Below are 19,603 nucleotides of genomic sequence, written 5' to 3'. Positions count from 1 at the left end.
GCACCTATGCGCCGGCTCCGATTTTTCCCCATTGCGGCATGCCTGTTGCCACTCGCCCTGGCGGCGTGCGGTGATTCCTCCTCCGTTGCAGACCCGCGCACGCAGGCACCTCTGGTCAGGTTCACCACCGTTCAGGCTGCGGCGGACGGTTCTCGTTCCTTCACCGGTGTGGTGACTGCGCGCGTTCAGGGCGACCTGGGGTTTCGCGTAGCGGGCAAGGTGCTCGAACGTCTGGTTGACACGGGCCAGACCGTCAAGCGCGGTCAGCCGCTGATGCGGCTTGACCCCATCGACCTGGGGCTGCAGGCACGCGCGCAGCAGGAGTCGGTCAGCGCCGCCCGGGCCCGCGCGAAGCAGACAGCCGATGACGAAGCGCGCTATCGCACCCTGGTCAGCGCCGGCGCCATTTCCGCATCGGCTTACGATCAGATCAAAGCCGCCGCAGACACTGCCAAGGCGCAGCTCAGCGCCGCTGAAGCGCAAGCGGACGTTGCCCGCAACGCTTCTGGTTATGCGGTGCTGGTCGCCGATGCCGACGGCGTTGTGGTGGAAACACTCGCTGAACCCGGACAAGTCGTCAGCCCCGGTCAACCGGTGGTTCGACTGGCGCGGGCAGGGCAGCGCGAGGCCATCGTGCACCTGCCCGAGACCTTGCGTCCCGCCGCAGGATCTACCGCGCAAGCCACGCTCTATGGCAACGCCTCGGGTGCTGTGAGCGCAAAACTGAGGTTGCTTTCGGACTCGGCAGACCGCACGACGCGCACGTTCGAGGCGCGGTATGTGCTGGAGGGCGCGTTGGCCAATGCGCCGATCGGTTCGACAGTCACCCTCCGCATCGCCGAGGGATCGGCACCTGCCGCGTCGGTGCAAGTGCCGATCGCTGCCGTGTATGACCCGGGTCAAGGTCCGGGCGTGTGGGTCATCGCCGGCACACCGCCAACCGTGGCCTGGCGACCGGTTCAGGTGCTGGGGCTGAGCGACGATTCGGCGCGAGTGGTCGGCGACCTTCGCATCGGCGAGCAGATTGTGGCGCTGGGCGCTCATCTGTTGCGCGAGGGGGAGCCAGTAACAATAGCTGTGCCGACTGCCGCGACGGTTGCCGGGAGTCGTCCATGAACGAAGGACGATTCAACATTTCCGCCATCGCCGTTCGCGAACGGGCGATCACCGTCTTTCTGATTTTTCTGATCGCCGTTGCCGGCATTCTGTCGTTCTTCCAGTTGGGGCGTGCCGAAGACCCTCCGTTTACGGTCAAGCAGTTGACCGTCATCACGGCGTGGCCGGGGGCGACTGCACAGGAAATGCAGGATCAGGTCGCGGAGCCACTGGAAAAACGCCTGCAAGAACTCAAATGGTACGACCGCTCGGAAACCTATACGCGGCCAGGGCTCGCGTTCACCATGGTCTCGCTGCTCGACAGCACGCCGCCTTCGCAAGTGCAGGAGGAGTTCTATCAGGCGCGTAAGAAACTCGACGATGAAGCCATCAAGTTGCCGGCGGGGGGCATCGGGCCGATGGTCAACGATGAGTATTCGGACGTGACTTTTGCGCTGTTCGCCCTGAAAGCCAAAGGTGAGCCGCAGCGCCTGCTGGTACGCGATGCGGAGTCCTTGAGGCAGCGCCTGTTGCATGTGCCGGGGGTGAAGAAGGTCAACATCATCGGCGAGCAAGCCGAACGGATATTTGTATCGTTCTCCCATGACCGGTTGGCGACCTTGGGCTTGTCACCGCAGGATATCTTCGCTGCGCTGAACAGTCAGAACGTACTGACCCCGGCCGGATCGATTGAAACCAGCGGGCCACAGGTTTTTCTGCGTCTGGACGGCGCGTTCGACAAGCTGCAGAAAATTCGCGACACCCCTGTTGTCGTGCAGGGACGGACACTCATGCTGTCTGATGTGGCGACGGTCGAACGCGGTTACGAAGACCCGGCCACCTTTCTGGTGCGCAATAACGGCGCAGATGCGCTGTTGCTCGGTGTGGTGATGCGTGAGGGCTGGAACGGTCTTGATCTGGGCAAGGCGCTGGATGCCGAGACGGTCAGGATCAATGAGGAAATGCCGCTGGGCATGAGTCTCTCCAAGGTCACCGATCAGGCGGTGAATATCGATTCGGCCGTCGGCGAGTTCATGGTCAAGTTCTTTGTCGCGCTGCTGGTGGTCATGCTCGTCTGCTTTCTCAGCATGGGCTGGCGTGTCGGCGTGGTGGCCGCCGCCGCCGTACCGTTGACTCTGGCGATCGTGTTTGTGCTGATGGCGGCCACCGGCAAGAACTTTGACCGTATCACCCTCGGGTCATTGATCCTGGCGCTCGGGCTGCTGGTCGACGACGCGATCATTGCCATTGAAATGATGGTGGTGAAAATGGAGGAGGGCTACGATCGCCTCAAGGCTTCTGCTTATGCCTGGAGTCATACGGCGGCGCCGATGCTGTCCGGTACGCTGGTGACGGCGATCGGCTTTCTACCGAACGGTTTCGCCCAGTCCACGGCCGGCGAATACACCAGCAACATGTTCTGGATCGTGGGCATTGCGCTGATCGCTTCCTGGGTCGTTGCGGTGGCGTTCACCCCTTATCTGGGCGTGAAGCTGTTGCCAGACATCAAGGCGGTCGAGGGCGGACACGCAGCGATCTACAACACGCCGCGTTACAACCGCTTCCGCCGGGTTCTGACACGGGTCATTGCGCGCAAATGGCTGGTCGCGGGCACGGTGGTCGCACTGTTCTTCGTGGCGGCGGCGGGCATGGGGCTGGTGAAGAAACAGTTCTTCCCGACCTCTGACCGTCCCGAGGTCATGATCGAGGTGCAGATGCCCTACGGCACCTCCATCGAACAGACCAGTGCCACGGCCGCCAAGGTTGAGGCCTGGCTGCAGCAGCAGGACGAGGCAAAAATTGTCACGGCCTATATCGGCCAGGGTGCGCCGCGTTTCTTCCTGGCCATGGCGCCGGAGCTGCCTGATCCGTCGTTCGCCAAGATCGTGGTGCTGACCGACAGTCAGGAAGCACGGGAAGCCCTCAAGTTGCGTTTTCGTGACGCGGCCGCCCAAGGGCTCGCCCCGGAAGCCCGTCTCAGGGCGTCGCAAATCGTGTTCGGTCCTTATTCGCCATTTCCGGTGGCCTACCGGGTGATGGGGCCTGATCCGGCGAAGTTGCGCGTGATCGCCGAGCAGGTGAGGGGCGTGATGCAGGAGAGCCCGATGATGAGAACCGTGAACACCGACTGGGGGCCGCTGACGCCGTCGCTGCATTTCAACCTGGACCAGGACCGTCTGCAGGCGGTAGGGCTGACATCGACTGCGGTTGCCCGGCAATTGCAGTTCCTGCTGAGCGGAGTACCGATCACGGCAGTGCGTGAGGATATTCGCTCAGTGCAAGTCATGGGGCGGGCAGCGGGCAATATCCGCCTCGATCCGCAGCAGATTGCCAGCTTCACCTTGGTCGGTGCGTCGGGACAGCGAATCCCGTTGTCGCAGATAGGCGAGGTCGATGTGCGCATGGAGGATCCGATCCTGCGCCGACGTGATCGCACCCCGACCATTACCGTGCGTGGCGACATTGCCGAAGACTTGCAGCCTCCGGATGTTTCCAGTGCGCTGCTGAAGCAACTGCAGCCGATCATCGAGAAACTCCCTTCCGGTTACCGGATTGAGCAGGCGGGGGGGATCGAAGAGTCGGGCAAGGCCGGCAAGGCGATTCTGCCGTTGCTGCCGATCATGATCGCCATGACCCTGGTCATCATCATTGTGCAGGTTCGTTCGATCTCGGCGATGATCATGGTGTTCCTCACATCACCGTTAGGGTTGATTGGTGTGGTGCCGACACTGCTCATCTTCAATCAGCCGTTTGGCATCAATGCGCTGGTCGGTCTGATTGCTCTGTCGGGGATCCTGATGCGCAATACGCTGATTCTGATCGGGCAGATTCATCACAACGCGCAAGAAGGGCTGGATCCGTTTCACGCGGTTGTCGAAGCCACGGTGCAACGTGCGCGACCGGTACTGTTAACGGCGCTGGCGGCCATCCTGGCGTTCATTCCCCTGACACACTCGGTGTTCTGGGGAACGCTGGCCTATACCCTTATTGGCGGCACGCTCGTCGGCACCATCATGACGCTGGTGTTCCTGCCCGCGATGTACTCGATCTGGTTCAAGATCCGTCCTGAGGATAAGTGGCAACCTGAAACTGTAAAATCGGCGTAGCTATAAATCTTAAAATCGAGGCCCGCTCTGTCGGGCCTCTTTTCCCCCCCCACACGTGAACTGCGCAATCGCTGCCTGGGAATTTCAGGCAAATCGAGTCCTGAAAGCCTGGCGATAGCTTGGTCTGGCATGCTTGGCGTCCTCTCGCCCAGTGCGAATCCTCTCTTTTGAAGTCTCTGACGCATCTCGTCTGGACGAGGCGTTGCAAAGCACACATGTACTTTTTCCCGCTTCATAATCTGTTGCTGCAACGATTCATCGCTGCTTGTATCCTTGCTTGCGACAAGGACAAGCGGCTGCAGCCATTGAGTCGATCATTAGTCGCTGGAACGGAAAACCGGACTTTCCAAAAGGTATTAATGTGAAGCGTGATACTCGCCTGGTTGTGCTTTTGTTGTTGGTGATCGGTTGTTCCCTGGCGTCATTGACGGTGTGGAAAGTCTTGGCCTCTCGAGAACGAGCTCTGGAGGAGGTCGATGTGCATGGCCTGAATCTGACCCAGGCGCTTTCGACGTACTCCGAAGGCATCGTCCGCCAGAGTTCGCTGCTGTTGCTCGGCCTCGTCGAGCGTCTGGAAACCGAAGGCAGTGGCCCCGCGCAGATTGAACGGCTGAGTGCCTTGGTCAACCGCCAGGAACCGTTGATGCCACAGCTCAGTGGCATCACCATCTACGATAATCAGGGCCGCTGGCTGATGTCTTCCAACCGGCCGATTCCCGCTGGGGCGAACAGCAGTGATCGCGCCTATTTCATCCACCATCGCGATGATCCCTCCCGCGAGACCTTTATCGGTCCGCCGATTCAGAGCCGTTCCAATCAGGAATGGGTGATTACCGTCAGCCGCCGTTTCAACGATGCGCGCGGCGAGTTCGCCGGGGTGGTGGCGGTTACCCTGGGGGTCGAAAACTTCCTGCGTCTGTTTGGCCAGATCGACGTCGGGCAGGAGGGCGCCATTGGCTTGTCCTATACCGACGGTACGTTGCTGGTGCGCTATCCGTTTCGCGAGCAGGACATGGGGCGCAACTTTTCCAAGTCGCCGATCTATGCCAAGTATCTGGTTGATCGGTCAGTCGGCACGGCGTCGTTTACCTCCAGCCTGGATGGCGTCGAACGTCTCTACGCCTTCCGCAAGAGTGATCGACTGCCCTTGATCACCACGGTTGCCCTCGGCAAGCGCGAGGCTCTCGCGGCGTGGCGCATGGAGGCGTGGCTGTCGGCAGTGGTGGTAATCGGGCTGCTGGGGCTGACCGGGCTGATCGGCAGGTTTCTGATTCTGGATATCCGCAGGCGCACACGGGCCGAAGACCAGTTGCGCGGGACGCAGGAGCAGTTGCTTTCATCCAATCGCCAGCTTGAGTTGCTGGCGATGAAGGACGCCCTGACGGGGCTGGCCAATCGGCGCTGTTTTGACGAGAGCCTCGCCATGGAAGCACGGCGGGCAAAACGCGACGGTACGACGCTGGCCTTGCTGATGATCGATATCGACTACTTCAAGCGGTACAACGACACCTTCGGGCATGTCGCCGGCGATGCCTGCCTGCAGACGGTGGGCAGAGCGCTGGAGGCCTGTGTGCGGCGACCGTCAGATCTGGTGGCGCGTTATGGCGGCGAGGAGATGGGCGTGATCATGCCGGGCACCAACAGTGACGGTGCGGCGGTGGTCGCGCAGCTCATCCTCGACCGCTTGCAGCAAGAGAACATCCCGCACACCGCCAGCCCGCTCGGACGGCTGAGTGTGAGCATCGGCATCGCGACGGCCACAGGGTCGCAACTGGATCACTTGCAAGGGTTGATCGAGGTCGCAGACCAGGCGCTGTACAACGCCAAGGCGCTGGGGCGTAACCAGTTTGTGAAGGGATGACTGATTGATGCGGCGCCTCAGCGACCGGTGTGCCTTGCCACACACTTTCTCGGCGTCGTCATTTAATCGTGACAACGACCTTGCCCTTGGCCCGTCCCTGTTCGACATACTTCAGCGCCGCTGCCGTTGATTCAAAGGGGAAGGCGCGGTCAATCACCGGTTTGATGATTCCCGCCTCGACTAGCACGCTGATTTGTTGCAGTTGATCGCCATTGGCGCGCATGAACACAAACGTGTAGCTGACGTTCAGCTTGCGGGCCTTGCGTCGAATGCCGAGGCTCAGCAGGCGCATGACTTGCTGCAATGGCCAGGACAACCCTTGCTCCTGAGCGAATTGCGCGGTGGGTGGCCCCGAGATGGAAATCAGCTGACCACCGGGCTTGAGCACTTTGAGTGACTGCTCCAGGACATCGGCGCCGAGACTGTTCAACGACCACGTCGTAGTCGTGCAGGACAGTTTCGAAGTTCTGCTGTTTGTAGTCGATCACCACATCAGCGCCCAACGCCTTGACCCACTCGACATTCGCGGTGCTGGTGGTGGTCGCGACAAAGGCGCCGAGGTGTTTGGCCAGCTGAATGGCCACGCTGCCGACGCCGCCGGAGCCGGCGTGAATCAGCACCTTCTGGCCCTTTTGCAGGCGGGCGGTGTCGACCAGCACTTGCCAGGCGGTCAATGCCACCAAGGGCAGGGAAGCCGCTTGCGCCATGTTGGTATTGGCCGGTTTCAGGGCGATCGCGTGCTCGTGCACGGCAATCAACTCGGCGAACGTGCCGATCCGCGTTTCCGGCGGGCGGGCGTACACCTCGTCTCCCGGTTGGAAGCGTGTCACCTTCGAGCCCACTTCAATCACCACACCTGCCAGATCGTTGCCCAGGATCAGTGGAAACGCGTAGGGCAGGATCAGCTTGAATTCGCCTGCGCTGATCTTTGAATCCAGCACGTTGACGCTGCTGGCATGGACCTCGATCAAAACGTCGTGAGGACCCACTGCGGGGGCGGGCACTTCGCCCTGGCGTCCGGGATGCTTGCCATAGCGATCAATCAGAAATGCTTTCATCGGGGTGCGGCTCTTGTCGGTTATCAGGAGGGTAGCCGGTGCGTGGTCAGGCATCGAGGAACGCCTGTACCTTGGCCACAAAATCAGTGTGATGCTGGAAAATCCCGCCGTGCCCGGCATCCTCATACATCACCAGCTCTGCGTTGGGGATACGCTTGGCCAGCTCAAACGAATTGACGCTGGGCACCATGATGTCGTTGTCGCCGTTGACGATCAGCGTCGGCGTGCGCAAACGCCCGAGGTCTTGCGGCGCCTGTTGGCCCCACGCGGTGATGGCTTTCAACTGCCGCAGGAAAGCGCGGGGCGTCGGGCCTTTGTCGCGATCTTTTTTGCGTGCTTGCAGGCGTTGCACATACTGCGAAGCAGATCGGCGGCCATTGGCTGTCGAGGTGAAGAACAGGTAGAACTTCGGGTCGCGCAAGGTCAGCAAACCTTTGAGGATCAATGGCCACGACACCGCGCCGACCTTGTCCATGCCGCTGCCGCCGGCCGGTCCGGTACCGGTCAGAATCAAGCGGCGCACCAAGTCAGGCGCCTTCAGGGCGAGGTCCTGAGCAACGAAGCCGCCGAGGGAGAAACCCAGCACATCAACGGTTTCCAGGCCCAGCGCCTGGATCAGCCGGATGGCATCGTCGGCCATTTCGCCAACGGTCAGGGGCGCGGTTCCACCCGAGCCGCCGATGCCGCGATAGTTGGTGGTAATGATGCGTCTGGTTTGCGCCAGGCCATCGATGATCGCGGGGTCGAAGTTATCCAGCACCGCGCCCCAATGGTTGAACAGTACGAGCGGCACACCGGAATGTGGACCGATGTCGCGATAGGCAAAGCGAACGCCGTTGACCGTGATCGACTGGTTCACGGCGTTGATGAACGATGTCGGCGAACCCGAAGGGGGATTTGTCTGTATTGAATTCATGGCTACTCCGGACAACGGATCGGATTCGATGCAGTGACTTGCGCCTGCATCGAATCCACCGTGAGTGCTCGCTACCAAAAGATCACTGTGGGTTCTGGTAGCGCTGGGCAACCGCTGACTGGCGGATTTGCCCCAGCAGGCCCTGACGTGCGCTCTGCAGGTCATCCCAGCGTTGCGCTTCGTGCAGCGGCGGGATGGTCACCGGTTCGCGACGATCAAAACCGACCAGTGCGGCATCCACCAGATCGCCCACTTCCATGATTTCACTCAAGGTATTGATGTCGACGCCGGAGCGATCCCAGATCTCCGTACGGGTAGCGGCCGGCAGCACGGCTTGCACGTAGACGCCTTGAGGCGACAGTTCCAGGCTCAGGCCCTGGGACAGGAACAACACGAATGCCTTGGTCGCACCGTAGACGGTCATGCCGAATTCCGGCGCCAGGCCCACCACCGAACCGATGTTGATGATCGCGCCGTCGCCGGCCTTGGCCAGGCGTGGGGCGATGGCGCTGGGGAGCCGCACCAGCGCCGTGGTGTTGAGGGCGACCAGTTGCGCCATGCTGTCGGTGCTTTGATCGACGAAGTTGCCCGACAGCCCGGCACCGGCGTTATTGACGAGGATGCCGATGCGGGCGTCGTCGCGCAGGCGGCTTTCGACGGAGGTCAGATCGCTGAGTTGGGTCAGGTCCGCCCGAATCACATCGACGGCGACGTCGTGGTCGCTGCGCAAACGTGCGGCCAGTGCGTCCAGGCGCGCCTGATCGCGGGCGACCAGGACCAGATCGTGGCCGCGTTGCGCGAAGCGCTCGGCGTAGACCGCGCCAATGCCGGTGGAGGCGCCAGTGACAAGAACAGTAGGGCGAGTGCTCATGGGGTATCTCTCTTTCAGGGTGTGAGAAACAGAACGCGCTCAGCTGGCGCTCGATTCAGCCAGCGTCGGGTAGTCGATGTAGCCTTGCGCACCGCCGCCATAGAGGGTGGCGGGATTGAACGCGGACAGCGGCGCGCCATGCTTGAGGCGCTCCACCAGATCCGGGTTGCCAATGAACGGACGACCGAAGGCGATCAGGTCGGCCTGGTCTTCAGCGAGCTTCGCGGTCGCCAGGTCCAGGTCATAGCCGTTGTTGGCGATGTAGGTGTTTTTGAAGCGCTGGCGCAGGGCGTCGAAATCGAAGGGCGCCACATCGCGCGGGCCACCGGTCGCGCCTTCGACCACGTGCAGGTAAACCACGCCGAGGGCATCGAGTTGCTCGACGAGGTATTCGAATTGCGCCTGCGGATCGCTGCTGGAAACGCCATTGGCCGGCGACACCGGCGACAGGCGCACACCGGTGCGATCCGCGCCGATCTCATTGACCACGGCCGCCGTCACTTCGAGCAGCAGACGCGCACGATTTTCAATCGAACCGCCGTAAGCGTCGGTGCGCAGATTGGCGCTGTCCTTGAGGAATTGATCGAGCAAATAGCCGTTGGCACCGTGAATCTCCACACCATCGAAGCCGGCGGCGATCGCGTTGGCGGCCGCCTTGCGGAAATCGGCAACAATTCCCGGCAGTTCACTGATGTCCAGCGCGCGCGGCTCGGAGACGTCTTCGAAGCGGTTGTTGACGAACACTTTGGTCGCGGCGCGCAGCGTAGAAGGGGCCACGGGCGCAGCGCCGTTTTCTTGCAGATCAACGTGCGACACGCGGCCGACATGCCACAGTTGCAGGAAGATTTTCCCGCCCCTGGCATGAACGGCTTCGGTCACTGCACGCCAGCCGTCGATCTGCGCCTGGGTGTAGATCCCAGGGGTGTCCTGATAACCCTGGCCCTGTCGGGAAATCTGCGTCGCCTCGCTGATCAGCAAGCCGGCGCTGGCGCGTTGGCTGTAGTAGGTGGCCGCGAATTCGCTGGGGACAAAGCCCTGGCCTGCGCGATTGCGTGTCAGCGGCGCGAGAACCACGCGGTTCGACAGCGTAAGGCTGCCCAAGGTGTAAGGGGTGAACAGGTTCTGATTGGTCATCTGATGAATCTTCCGTGCCCGTTGATGGAAGTCGGTGGTGCGTGCAGTTAGGATGATGATCGAAATCTAAACTGTCAACGATTTTGATTATGGGCAACATCTATGTATCATCGGACGCATGATTTCCCGCTAAACACGAGGTATTGCACGTGAGAGTGACCAAGGCCCAGGCGCAGGCCAATCGAGAGCACATCGTTGAAACGGCCTCTGAACTGTTCCGTGAACGCGGCTTTGATGGCGTCGGTGTGGCCGATCTCATGGCGGCAGCCGGTTTCACCCACGGAGGCTTCTACAAGCACTTCGGATCGAAGGCCGACCTGATGGCTGAAGCCTCGGCCTGCAGTCTTGGCAAATCGCTGACCGGCGCCCAAGCGCTCGATGTGCCGGGCTTCATCAACGTCTACGTGAACAGAGAACACCGGGACGCACGCGGCAGCGGTTGCACCATGGCCGCGTTGGGCGGCGATGCGGCGCGCCAGGCGGACGAGGTGAAAGCGACATTTGCCGAGGGCATTGAGCACACCCTGCAAACCCTGGGCGAGAAATACCCGACAGGGCCGGATGCCGAGGCGGGTGAGGGGCGAAAGAAGATGATCGACCTGCTGTCGCGGGCGGTCGGCGCGATTATTCTGTCGCGTGCCTGCCCGGATGATTCCGCGCTGGCGGACGAAATTCTTGAAGTGTGTCGCGCGCAAATGCTGGCTTCGTTGCCGGTCGATGACGTCGACGCGCAGTAGCAGCGTGGCTCATTCCGCGAGCGCTTTGGCCCTGGCGATTGAAAGCGCTTGCGGCAGGCGGGCGCCATTCTTGGCGGCAAGAATCTCGGCCATCACGCTGACGGCGATTTCCGCGGGTGTCTTGCTGCCGATGTAGAGGCCGATCGGCCCGTGCAGGCGCTCAAGCGACGCCTCGCTCTCACCAAAATGCTCGATCAGACGTTCACGACGCAGTTGGCTGTTGCGCCGCGAGCCGATGGCACCGATGTAGAACGCCGGGCCGTGGAGCGCTTCGAGCAGTGCCAGATCGTCGAGTTTGGGGTCATGACTCAAGGCGACGATGCAGGTGCGCAGGTCGACCGCGAAGTCGCGGACGACGTCATCCGGCATGCCGACGATGCGCTCCACGCCGCCTACCGCCCAAGTCTCGATGTACTCGGGACGCGGATCGCACACTGCCACCTTGAAGCCGTTGAACAACGCCATGGTCGCCAGATACTCGGCCAGCGCACCGGCACCGATCATCAGCATCCGATAACCCGGCCCCAAGGTATTGAGCATCTGCGCGCCATCGAAGCAGAACTGCTCCGGCGTCGCCGTGGCTTCGAGCTTGACCTGACCGGTCGCCAGCGCCAGGCGACGGCGAACCAGCTGCCCGGCGTCCAGTTGCACCAGCAACGCGTCGAGTGACTGCCACGCCGGATTGAACTCAAGGATCAGTTCAAGCGTGCCACCGCAGGGCAAACCGAAGCGATGCGCCTCATCGGCGCTGACGCCGTAGCGCACCACTTGCGGTGCGCTGTCGTCAAAACCACTGCCGCCATGGGCCGTGGTATAGCGATGGATCAGGTCATCCTCGATACAGCCGCCGGACACGCTGCCCACCACGCGACCGTCGTCACGCAAGGCCATCATCGACCCCGTCGGGCGCGGCGAAGAACCCCACGTGCGCGCCACCGTGGCGACCAGCACGCGCTCGCCGGCGGCGAGCCAGTCCCGCGCCGTGCGCAGGACCAGCAAGTCGATACTTTCCATCAGGCTCTCCTCTTAGCGCATCTGCAGAATGATCGGGCTGCTGCTGGCCGGACCGGTGTGTTCACGCAGCTTGCCAACCGCCTGCACATCAACGGCACTGCCCTGATTGCCCCAAGTACTGCGCATGAAGGTCAGCACTTCGGCAATCTGCTGATCCGACAACTGCTCACGGAAGGCCGGCATGCGATAGGCGTCCGGCACGCCGGCAGCTACGACCCGCTGTGAACCATTGAGGGTGATGTTGATCGCCGAGGCGCTCTCTTTGGCCAGTGCGGAAGTCGCGCCAGCCAACGGCGGCATCCATTCGGGCTGGCCCTTGCCGTCCAGTCCGTGGCACGAAGCACAGCGTGTCACGTAGGTATGCGCACCGGGCGCGTCCAGACGTTCCGTTGCCGAAACCGCTTGATACTGCCATGGCTGCCCGTCGCGCTCGCGGTCCCCGGGAAGCGACTTCAGGTAGTGGGCAATCGCGGTCAAATCATCGTCGGTCATGAACTGCGTGGAGTTGTTGAACGCCTCGGTCATCGAGCCGTAAACCACCGCATGTTGGTTGCGCCCGGTCTTGAGGAACTGCACGATCTGCGGTTCGCTCCAGCGGCCCAGCCCGGTGTTGTGATCATCACGCAGGCTCGGCGCGTACCAGCCATCGAGCAAGGCGCCGGCGAGGTACGGCTGACCGGTCTCATCCAGTGCCTTTTCGTTGAACGCCAGACCACGCGGCGTATGGCAACTGCCGCAGTGCCCCGCGCCTTGAACGAGGTACGCGCCACGGTTCCATACTTCGTCCTGCGACGGTTTGGCTGCGTAGGGTTCGGCGTCGACGAACACGCCGTTCCACATTGCAATCGGCCAGCGCAGGTTCAACGGCCACGCAATCGCACTCGGGATGTTCGCCTGTTTCACCGGCGCCACGCCTTTCATGAAGAACGCATACAGCGCACGCACATCGTCGTCACTGAGCTTGACGTAAGACGGGTAGGGCATCGCCGGATACAGGCGGCGACTGTCAGGTGTTACACCGTGGCGCACGGCTCGGTCGAAGTCCGCCAGGCTGTAATGGCCGATGCCGGTTTGCGTGTCCGGGGTGATATTGGTCGCATGGATCGCACCCAGCGGTGTGGCCATTTCCAGGCCACCGGCGAACGGTGCGCCGCCCGGCACGCTGTGACAGGCCACGCAATCGCTGAGCCTGGCAACGTATTCGCCACGGGCGACCAGCGCCGGGTCGATGTCGGCCACAGCGATCTGATGGTTTTCCAGGCGCGAAACAGGCTCGCGGGTGACATACCAGGCCAGCAGGCCTGCCGCGACCAGGCACGGCACGGCCAGCCAGCCAGCGGTTCTTGCGAATCGGCTGTTATTCATGAAGGCTCCGGCGCTGATCAAGTGAAGGTGTGTCGGCTCATGGGCAGGCTGCGCACCCGCTGCCCCGTCAGCGTTGCCACCGCATTGGCGACGGCTGGCGCGACGGCGGGCAATGGCGGCTCGCCAATGCCACCCATTTTTTCCCCGCTCTCGACGACACGCACGTGGACCCGGGCCATCCGCGCAGGCGGCAGGATCGGATACAAGTCGTAGTTGCGCGCCCGGGGTTTGCCATCCACCCAGACGGATTCCTCCACCAGTGTCTGCGACAATCCCAACGCCACGGCGCCATTGACCTGCGCTTCGACAATCGCCGGATTGACGATGCTGCCCGGGTCAATCGCCTGCCAGATGTCGTGCACCCTGACCTGGCCGTTCTCGATGGACACCTCGGCGATCACCGCCGTCTGGGTACCGAACGGCGAAGCCATCGCCACACCTCGCGCACGTTTGCTGCCGTCCTCGCCGGTAAACGGCCCGCGCTTCCAGCCGCCCGACAGCTCACCCACCGCTTGCAGCAGCGTGGTCAGTCGCTGGTTGCCACGCAGCAGATGCAGGCGCAGGTCGAACGGGTCCTTGCCGCCCTTGTCGGCCAGTTCGTCGAGGAACGATTCATAGAAGAAGTCGTTGAGGGAATTGCCCACCGAACGCCAGTAACCCAACATCGCCGGGCCTTTGACGTAGATCTGCGCGATGCGCTTGTTGGGGATCGCGTAGGACTTGCCCGACAACCCTTCAAGCGCCGTCGGGTCGAGCTTCTCACCCTGCTTGCCGGCGAGGGCTTCGGTCGGGCCTTCGGTGGCACTGATCGCTTCGATTGCCAGCGGCCAGCCATCGTTGTCCAGCGCCGCGCGGAAGTTCACCGCAGCAACCGGACGCAGCACGTCACGCAGGAACTCTTCCTCGCGACTCCAGATCAGCTTGACCGGGCGGCCAACCGCTTTCGCCAGCGCGATTGCCTGCGGATAGGGGCTGGCCGCGTCGTAGAGAAAATGCCGACCGAAGAATCCACCCAGCAACGGTGAATGCAAGGTAATGCGCGACGGATCCAGCCCCGTGCGTTTGGCGATGTCCGCACGGAACATGTCCGGCGCCTGATTCGGCAACCAGACCTCCAGCGAGCCGTCCGGATTGAAGCGGGCCAGCGCAGAAGGCGGCTCCAGTTGCCCGTGGTTCAGGTATTGGTTGTGGTAAGTGGCGTCGATCCGGGTCTTGGCCTCCTTGAGAATCGACGCCACGTCGCCTTCATGTTCATCATCTTTGGCGGGGCCTTTGTCTGCAGCGAGTCGCTTGAGCCAGGCATCGCTGGAAAAGTCAGCGGGCATCGGCCGCACGGTGCTGTCTGCCGTGGGCTCCTGCCAGTCGACCTGAATCGCTTCGACCGCACGTTTGGCGTGCCACCAACGTTCGGCGACCACCGCCACGGCGCCCGGCAGACGATGCACGGAATGCACGCCTTTCATCGCCTTGACTTGGTCTTCGTTGCGCAGGTTGCCCACCGTCATCCCCAGGCGCGGGGCATGCTGAACGGCGGCATGCAGCATGCCGTCGACCTTCAGATCGATGCTGTAGAGCGCCTTGCCCGTGGACTTGTCGTAAGCATCGAGGCGTTTGACCGGTTTGCCGATCCAGCGGAACTGGCTTGGATCACGCAGCTGCACAGAGGCCGGATCGGGAACCGGCAGGTCCATCGCGTGCTCGGCCAGTTCACCGTAGGCCAGCGAGCGGCCAGACTTGGCGTGCACGACTTTGCCAGGCTCGGTGGTCAATTCGCCCACCGACACCCCAAGCTTCTGCGCGCCGGCCTGCAGCAGCATGGCGCGGGCGAGGGCGCCGAGGCGGCGCATGACCGGGTAACTCATGCGCACCGACATGCTGCCGCCGGTGATGCGCATGCCGTTTTCCATCACCACATAGGCTTCGCCGGGCGGTGCCGCTTCAACCAGGAAGGTCGCCGGGTCGGCATCCAGTTCTTCACCGACGATTTGCGCCATCGCGGTGAACGTGCCTTGTCCGCCTTCCATGAACGGGCAGAGCAGACGCACGCGGTTGTCCGGGCGGATTTCCAGAAACGCCGGCACTTGCGTGCCGCGCTCGGCAGTCGTTGCCGCCGCTGCCGCTTGCACGCGTGTCGCACCCAGCGGCAGGCCGAAGCCAAGCACCAGTGCGCCGACGGCGGTGCCGGTCAGGAAACGTCTGCGCGATAGGTTGACCGGATCATGCAGAGCCAGTGCTGCTGCTTCCAGCGTAGGATCGATTCGAACGTTCATCAGGCATCTCCCTTGCCGGCAAGCTCATGCACGGCGGCATGAATGGCGTTGTAAGTACCGCAACGGCACAGATTGACCATCGCCGCCTCGATCTGCGCATCACTCGGCTTGGGGTTCTGTTTGAGCAACGCAGTAGCGGCCATCACTTGCCCGGACTGGCAGTAACCGCACTGCGCGACCTGCAGATCGACCCAAGTGGAAACGACCCGTTTGCCCACGTCATCGGCCTCGATGGCCTCAATCGTGGTGACCTCGCGGCCGACCACGCCGGCCACCGGCGTGACGCACGAGCGCACCACATTGCCGTCCACCAGCACCGAACAGGCGCCGCACTGCGCCAGGCCGCAGCCGTATTTGGTGCCGGTCATGCCCAAGTCATCGCGGATCACCCACAGCAAGGGCGTATCGGCGTCGGCATCGACCTGATAGGTCTTCTGGTTGATTCGTAGTTCCATGGTTCACCCGCTGATCATCGGTTGACGTGCATTGTTATAAACGGTGACACGCGGCAAGGCGCATCACCGGCTTTCGTTCAGTTCGCTACGGCGCCGGGCGCTTCTGCCTCGAGTGGCTGCCCGCGCATCAGGGCGATGTCACGGCTCGGCGCGGTGCCGAACAAGCGGGCATATTCGCGACTGAACTGCGAAGGGCTTTCGTAGCCGACCGCAAACGCTGCCCGCGAGACGTCCAGGTGTTCGGTCAACATCAGCCGGCGGGCCTCGTTCAGCCGCAGCCACTTCTGGTACTGCAGCGGGCTCATGCCAGTGAGCTGGCGGAAATGATGGTGAAAGGTCGGCGTGCTCATCTGCACCCGCGCTGCCAGCTCTTCGATGCGCAGGGCCTCGGTGTAGTTGACCTTGAGCCAGTCGATGGCTTTGGCGATGCGATAACCCTGGCCATCCACGGCGATGATCTGCCGCAGTCGCGCGCCTTGATCGGTATTGAGCAGCCGATAGTGAATTTCCCGCAGGATCAGCGGCGCCAGCACCGGGATTGCCTCGGGCTCATCGAGCAATGCCAACAGGCGATCAAGGGCGCCTTCGAGGGCCGACGACATACTGCCAATACCCGCGCCTGTGCTCATCGAAGGATGGCGTCTGGCAGGCAAGCCACCCTTGCTGAGGACCTCGGCGAGCATGCCGACATCCAGTTTCAGCACCAGCCCGACACAGGGTTGTTGGGGACTGGCAAGCATCACCTCGGAGTTGGCGGGCAGGTCCAGCGAGGTGACCAGAAATCGCGACGGGTCGTAGCAGTAACCCTCACCACCGACCCACAAGCGCTTTTCACCACGGCCCACCAGAATCAGGCTTGGCTCGACCATGCACACGGTGGGAGGTGCCGGCTGATCGCGACGAAACAGCGACAGCCCGGGAATAGAGGTGGCGAAGTCGCCCGGTACGCTCACGCGCGAGTCAATGTTCGACGCCAAAGGCGATTCATGGCGCAGGGGGGTAGGGATCATGTCGGGTCACTCCTGTTGACCGAACTCTAATCCGCTGCCGAGGCGTTTCCTATCCATCACCCTGCATCCTCAGAGGATCAGGCAAGCATTCAAGAGGAATGCGCTAGGGCAGAGGCGGATCGACCGGGAGAATGTGTCGAACTGTTACAGGAAAGCCCTTACAGGAAAAGCCCTTACAGGAGAGTCCCTATGCAAGTCTTCGCTTATGGCGCCCATGCGGGCGATAAACCGCTTGAACCCCTGCGCATCACGCGTCGCGATCCCGGCCCGGAAGATGTGCAGATCGAGATTGCCTATTGCGGTATCTGCCACTCGGACCTGCACCAGGTGCGCGCCGAATGGGAGGGTACGCAATACCCTTGTGTACCCGGTCACGAAATTGTCGGTCGTGTCACGGCGGTAGGCCAAAAAGTCACCGGGTTCGCCCCGGGTGATCTGGTCGGCGTCGGCTGCATCGTCGACAGCTGCAAGCATTGCGAAGAGTGTGCCGAAGGCCTCGAAAACTACTGCGACGGCATGATCGGCACCTACAATTTTCCGACCCCGGACGCACCTGGCTGGACCCTCGGTGGCTACTCACAGGCGATCGTCGTGCACCAGCGCTACGCATTGCGCATTCGTCACCCCGAGGCGCAGTTGGCTGCCGTTGCGCCGCTGCTGTGCGCGGGCATCACCACCTGGTCGCCGCTGCGGCACTGGAACGCTGGCCCCGGCAAGAAAGTCGGCGTGGTGGGCATCGGAGGCCTCGGTCACATGGGCATCAAACTGGCCCATGCGCTGGGCGCGCATGTGGTGGCATTCACCACCTCCGAATCGAAGCGTGAAGCCGCGAAAAGCCTGGGTGCCGATGAAGTGGTGGTCTCAAGCGATGCGCAGCAAATGGCGGCGCACCTGAAGAGCTTCGACCTGATCATCAACACCGTCGCCGCGCCGCACGACCTCGATGCCTTGTTGATCCTGCTCAAGCGTGACGGCGCGATGACCCTGGTCGGCGCGCCAGCCTCACCGCATCCGTCGCCCAACGTGTTCAATCTGATCATGAAGCGTCGCACTCTGGCGGGGTCGATGATCGGCGGTATCCCGCAGACCCAGGAGATGCTCGATTTCTGCGCCGAGCACGGCATCGTTTCGGACATCGAGTTGATCCGCGCCGAGCAGATCAATGAGGCGTACGAGCGCATGCTCAAAGGTGACGTCAAATACCGGTTCGTGATCGACAACGCGACGCTGGCGCAGTGAAAAACAGCGCGTCCGGGCAATCGCCCGGCCGCCTCTCGCAATACAGGTAGTTCCAATGACTTCCCTTTCTACAGAAAAACGCGGCTGGAGCGCCGTGCTGGCCATGTCGTTGGCCGCATTCGCCCTGGTCGCTTCAGAATTCATGCCCGTCAGCCTGCTGACGCCCATCGCGGCAGAACTGCACATTACCGAAGGCCAGGCCGGGCAGGGGATTGCCGTCTCCGGTGGCTTCGCCTTGCTCACCAGTCTGGTGATTGCTGCAGTCGCCGCGCGTGTCGAGCGCAAGAAGCTGCTGCTGTGCCTGACCTTGTTGATGATCGTTTCGGGTACGGTCGTCGCATTCGCGCCGGGCTACCCGTCATTCATGTTTGGACGCGCCTTGATTGGCATCGCCATCGGCGGGTTCTGGTCATTGTCGGCGGCGACCGCCATGCGTCTGGTGCAGCCCGATCAGGTTTCCCGAGCACTGGCCATCGTCAATGGCGGTAACGCGCTGGCGACGGTCATCGCCGCCCCCGCGGGCAGCTTCCTTGGTTCGCTGATTGGCTGGCGCGGCGCATTCTTCTGTGTTGTACCGGTCGCAGCGCTGGCGGCCGTGTGGCTGCTGATCAGCCTGCCGTCCTTCAAGGTCGAGCGCGAGACCGGCAGCGGCAACGCCCTGCGGCTGATGCAGCGGCTGCCCGTCGCTTTGGGGATGATCGCCGTCAGCGTATTTTTCATGGGGCAGTTCATGTTGTTCACCTACCTGCGCCCGTTCCTTGAGGGCGTCACCGGCGTCAGCGTTTCAACATTGTCGTTCATGCTGCTGGGCCTTGGCCTTGCCGGTTTCATCGGGACTTTTCTGATCGAAAGATTCATCGGCAATGGCCTCTACCGCACACTGACAGTGATCCCGCTGATCATGGCGGTCATCGCGCTGGCGCTGGTCAACTTCGGCGCCTCGCCGTTGCTGACCGCAGTGCTGCTCGGCCTATGGGGCCTGGTCGCTACGGCGGCGCCCGTAGGCTGGTGGACCTGGCTGGCGCAGACGCTCCCTGACGACGCTGAAGCCGGCGGAGGGTTACTGGTGGCCATTGTGCAACTGGCTATCGCCGCCGGGGCAATTGTCGGCGGCCTGGCATTTGATCTGAGTGGTTACAAAGCCACCTTCGAACTGAGTGCAGCGGTGTTGGTGGTGGCGTCTGTGGTCGCCTGGCTGGCGGGGCGCAGTGCGACTGAGGTTGATCTTGCCGAGTCGAAGGCGGCTGCCTGAAGAAGTTGGAATATGCTCAGCGAATGGGGGATGAAACGAGAGCCAGTGCGCGTTTAGAGGTGAATGAATCCCCCATTGGCAGCGCCCCGTTCCGAAAAAAGTCCGTGACGGATTTCAGAGTCAACGGCGAGAAAGGCAAGCACTTTGGCTATGGTTCGACCGCGAGGGGGTAATTTCGAGCGTGGGCGTCAGGTCGGTTGGTTTGAAATTCCTGGAGGA

The 19,603-nt window shown here is 62.3% G+C and carries 14 protein-coding genes and 1 pseudogene; 6 read left to right on the top strand and 9 right to left on the bottom strand.

Annotated elements, in window-relative coordinates; genetic code table 11:
• The first annotated feature begins 6 nt into the window (after positions 1-6).
• From PseAD21_RS16995 to PseAD21_RS16985, 3 genes are all read left to right on the top strand, one after another.
• Positions 7-1,116: an efflux RND transporter periplasmic adaptor subunit gene (locus tag PseAD21_RS16995; RefSeq protein WP_102356679.1), complete on the top strand. Its 1,110-nt coding sequence runs from the start codon at positions 7-9 to the stop codon at positions 1,114-1,116.
• Positions 1,113-4,202: an efflux RND transporter permease subunit gene (locus PseAD21_RS16990; RefSeq protein WP_102356678.1), complete on the top strand. Its 3,090-nt coding sequence runs from the start codon at positions 1,113-1,115 to the stop codon at positions 4,200-4,202. The genes PseAD21_RS16995 and PseAD21_RS16990 overlap by 4 nt, the downstream gene beginning before the upstream one ends.
• Positions 4,203-4,563: 361 nt before the next feature.
• Positions 4,564-6,063, top strand: coding sequence for a sensor domain-containing diguanylate cyclase (locus PseAD21_RS16985; RefSeq protein WP_102356677.1), 1,500 nt, complete (start codon positions 4,564-4,566; stop codon positions 6,061-6,063).
• Positions 6,064-6,121: 58 nt separating this feature from the next.
• On the opposite strand, the pseudogene PseAD21_RS16980 reads toward PseAD21_RS16985, so the two are convergent.
• From PseAD21_RS16980 to PseAD21_RS16965, 4 genes and pseudogenes are all read right to left on the bottom strand, one after another.
• Positions 6,122-7,121 (bottom strand): annotated as a pseudogene (locus PseAD21_RS16980) (NADP-dependent oxidoreductase).
• Positions 7,122-7,167: 46 nt separating this feature from the next.
• Positions 7,168-8,037 carry an alpha/beta fold hydrolase gene (locus tag PseAD21_RS16975; RefSeq protein ID WP_102356676.1) on the bottom strand — a complete coding sequence of 290 codons (870 nt, stop codon included), beginning with the start codon at positions 8,035-8,037 and terminating at the stop codon, positions 7,168-7,170.
• An 82-nt stretch (positions 8,038-8,119) separates the two neighbouring features.
• Positions 8,120-8,908, bottom strand: a complete 789-nt coding sequence (locus tag PseAD21_RS16970; protein ID WP_102356675.1) for an SDR family oxidoreductase — start codon at positions 8,906-8,908, stop codon at positions 8,120-8,122.
• Positions 8,909-8,947: 39 nt separating this feature from the next.
• Positions 8,948-10,042, bottom strand: a complete 1,095-nt coding sequence (locus tag PseAD21_RS16965; protein WP_102356674.1) for an alkene reductase — start codon at positions 10,040-10,042, stop codon at positions 8,948-8,950.
• 149 nt (positions 10,043-10,191) lie between these two features.
• On the opposite strand from PseAD21_RS16965, the gene PseAD21_RS16960 reads away from it, so the two are divergent.
• Positions 10,192-10,779, top strand: a complete 588-nt coding sequence (locus tag PseAD21_RS16960; RefSeq protein WP_178082139.1) for a TetR/AcrR family transcriptional regulator — start codon at positions 10,192-10,194, stop codon at positions 10,777-10,779.
• Between the two features lie 9 nt (positions 10,780-10,788).
• Here PseAD21_RS16960 and PseAD21_RS16955 read toward each other — a convergent pair whose 3' ends face one another.
• The 5 genes from PseAD21_RS16955 to PseAD21_RS16935 all read right to left on the bottom strand — a co-directional run bounded on the left by PseAD21_RS16955 (position 10,789) and on the right by PseAD21_RS16935 (position 16,893).
• On the bottom strand, positions 10,789-11,793 hold the full coding sequence (locus PseAD21_RS16955; RefSeq protein WP_102356672.1) for an XdhC family protein: 1,005 nt from the start codon (positions 11,791-11,793) through the stop codon (positions 10,789-10,791).
• A 12-nt stretch (positions 11,794-11,805) separates the two neighbouring features.
• Positions 11,806-13,158 (bottom strand): cytochrome c, encoded by a 1,353-nt coding sequence (locus PseAD21_RS16950; protein WP_102356671.1) that lies wholly within the window; start codon positions 13,156-13,158, stop codon positions 11,806-11,808.
• Positions 13,159-13,175: 17 nt separating this feature from the next.
• Entirely contained in the window at positions 13,176-15,428 is a 2,253-nt protein-coding gene (locus tag PseAD21_RS16945) for a xanthine dehydrogenase family protein molybdopterin-binding subunit (RefSeq protein ID WP_102356670.1), read from the bottom strand.
• Entirely contained in the window at positions 15,428-15,883 is a 456-nt protein-coding gene (locus PseAD21_RS16940; RefSeq protein ID WP_027613020.1) for a (2Fe-2S)-binding protein, read from the bottom strand. The genes PseAD21_RS16945 and PseAD21_RS16940 overlap by 1 nt, the downstream gene beginning before the upstream one ends.
• A 77-nt stretch (positions 15,884-15,960) precedes the next feature.
• A complete protein-coding gene (locus tag PseAD21_RS16935; protein ID WP_102356669.1) occupies positions 15,961-16,893 on the bottom strand; it encodes an AraC family transcriptional regulator in 933 nt (310 codons plus the stop codon).
• Between the two features lie 189 nt (positions 16,894-17,082).
• Between PseAD21_RS16935 and PseAD21_RS16930 the strand changes: the two genes are divergently transcribed.
• Both PseAD21_RS16930 and PseAD21_RS16925 read left to right on the top strand, forming a co-directional pair.
• Positions 17,083-18,132 (top strand): NAD(P)-dependent alcohol dehydrogenase, encoded by a 1,050-nt coding sequence (locus PseAD21_RS16930; RefSeq protein WP_102356668.1) that lies wholly within the window; start codon positions 17,083-17,085, stop codon positions 18,130-18,132.
• A gap of 55 nt (positions 18,133-18,187) precedes the next feature.
• On the top strand, positions 18,188-19,384 hold the full coding sequence (locus PseAD21_RS16925) for an MFS transporter (RefSeq protein ID WP_102356667.1): 1,197 nt from the start codon (positions 18,188-18,190) through the stop codon (positions 19,382-19,384).
• The last annotated feature ends 219 nt before the right edge of the window (positions 19,385-19,603 follow it).

Source organism: Pseudomonas sp. AD21 (assembly GCF_002878485.1).
GTDB lineage: Bacteria > Pseudomonadota > Gammaproteobacteria > Pseudomonadales > Pseudomonadaceae > Aquipseudomonas.
The sequence above is the reverse complement of the archived record's forward strand: the minus strand, read 5'-3'. Positions and strand labels throughout refer to the sequence as shown.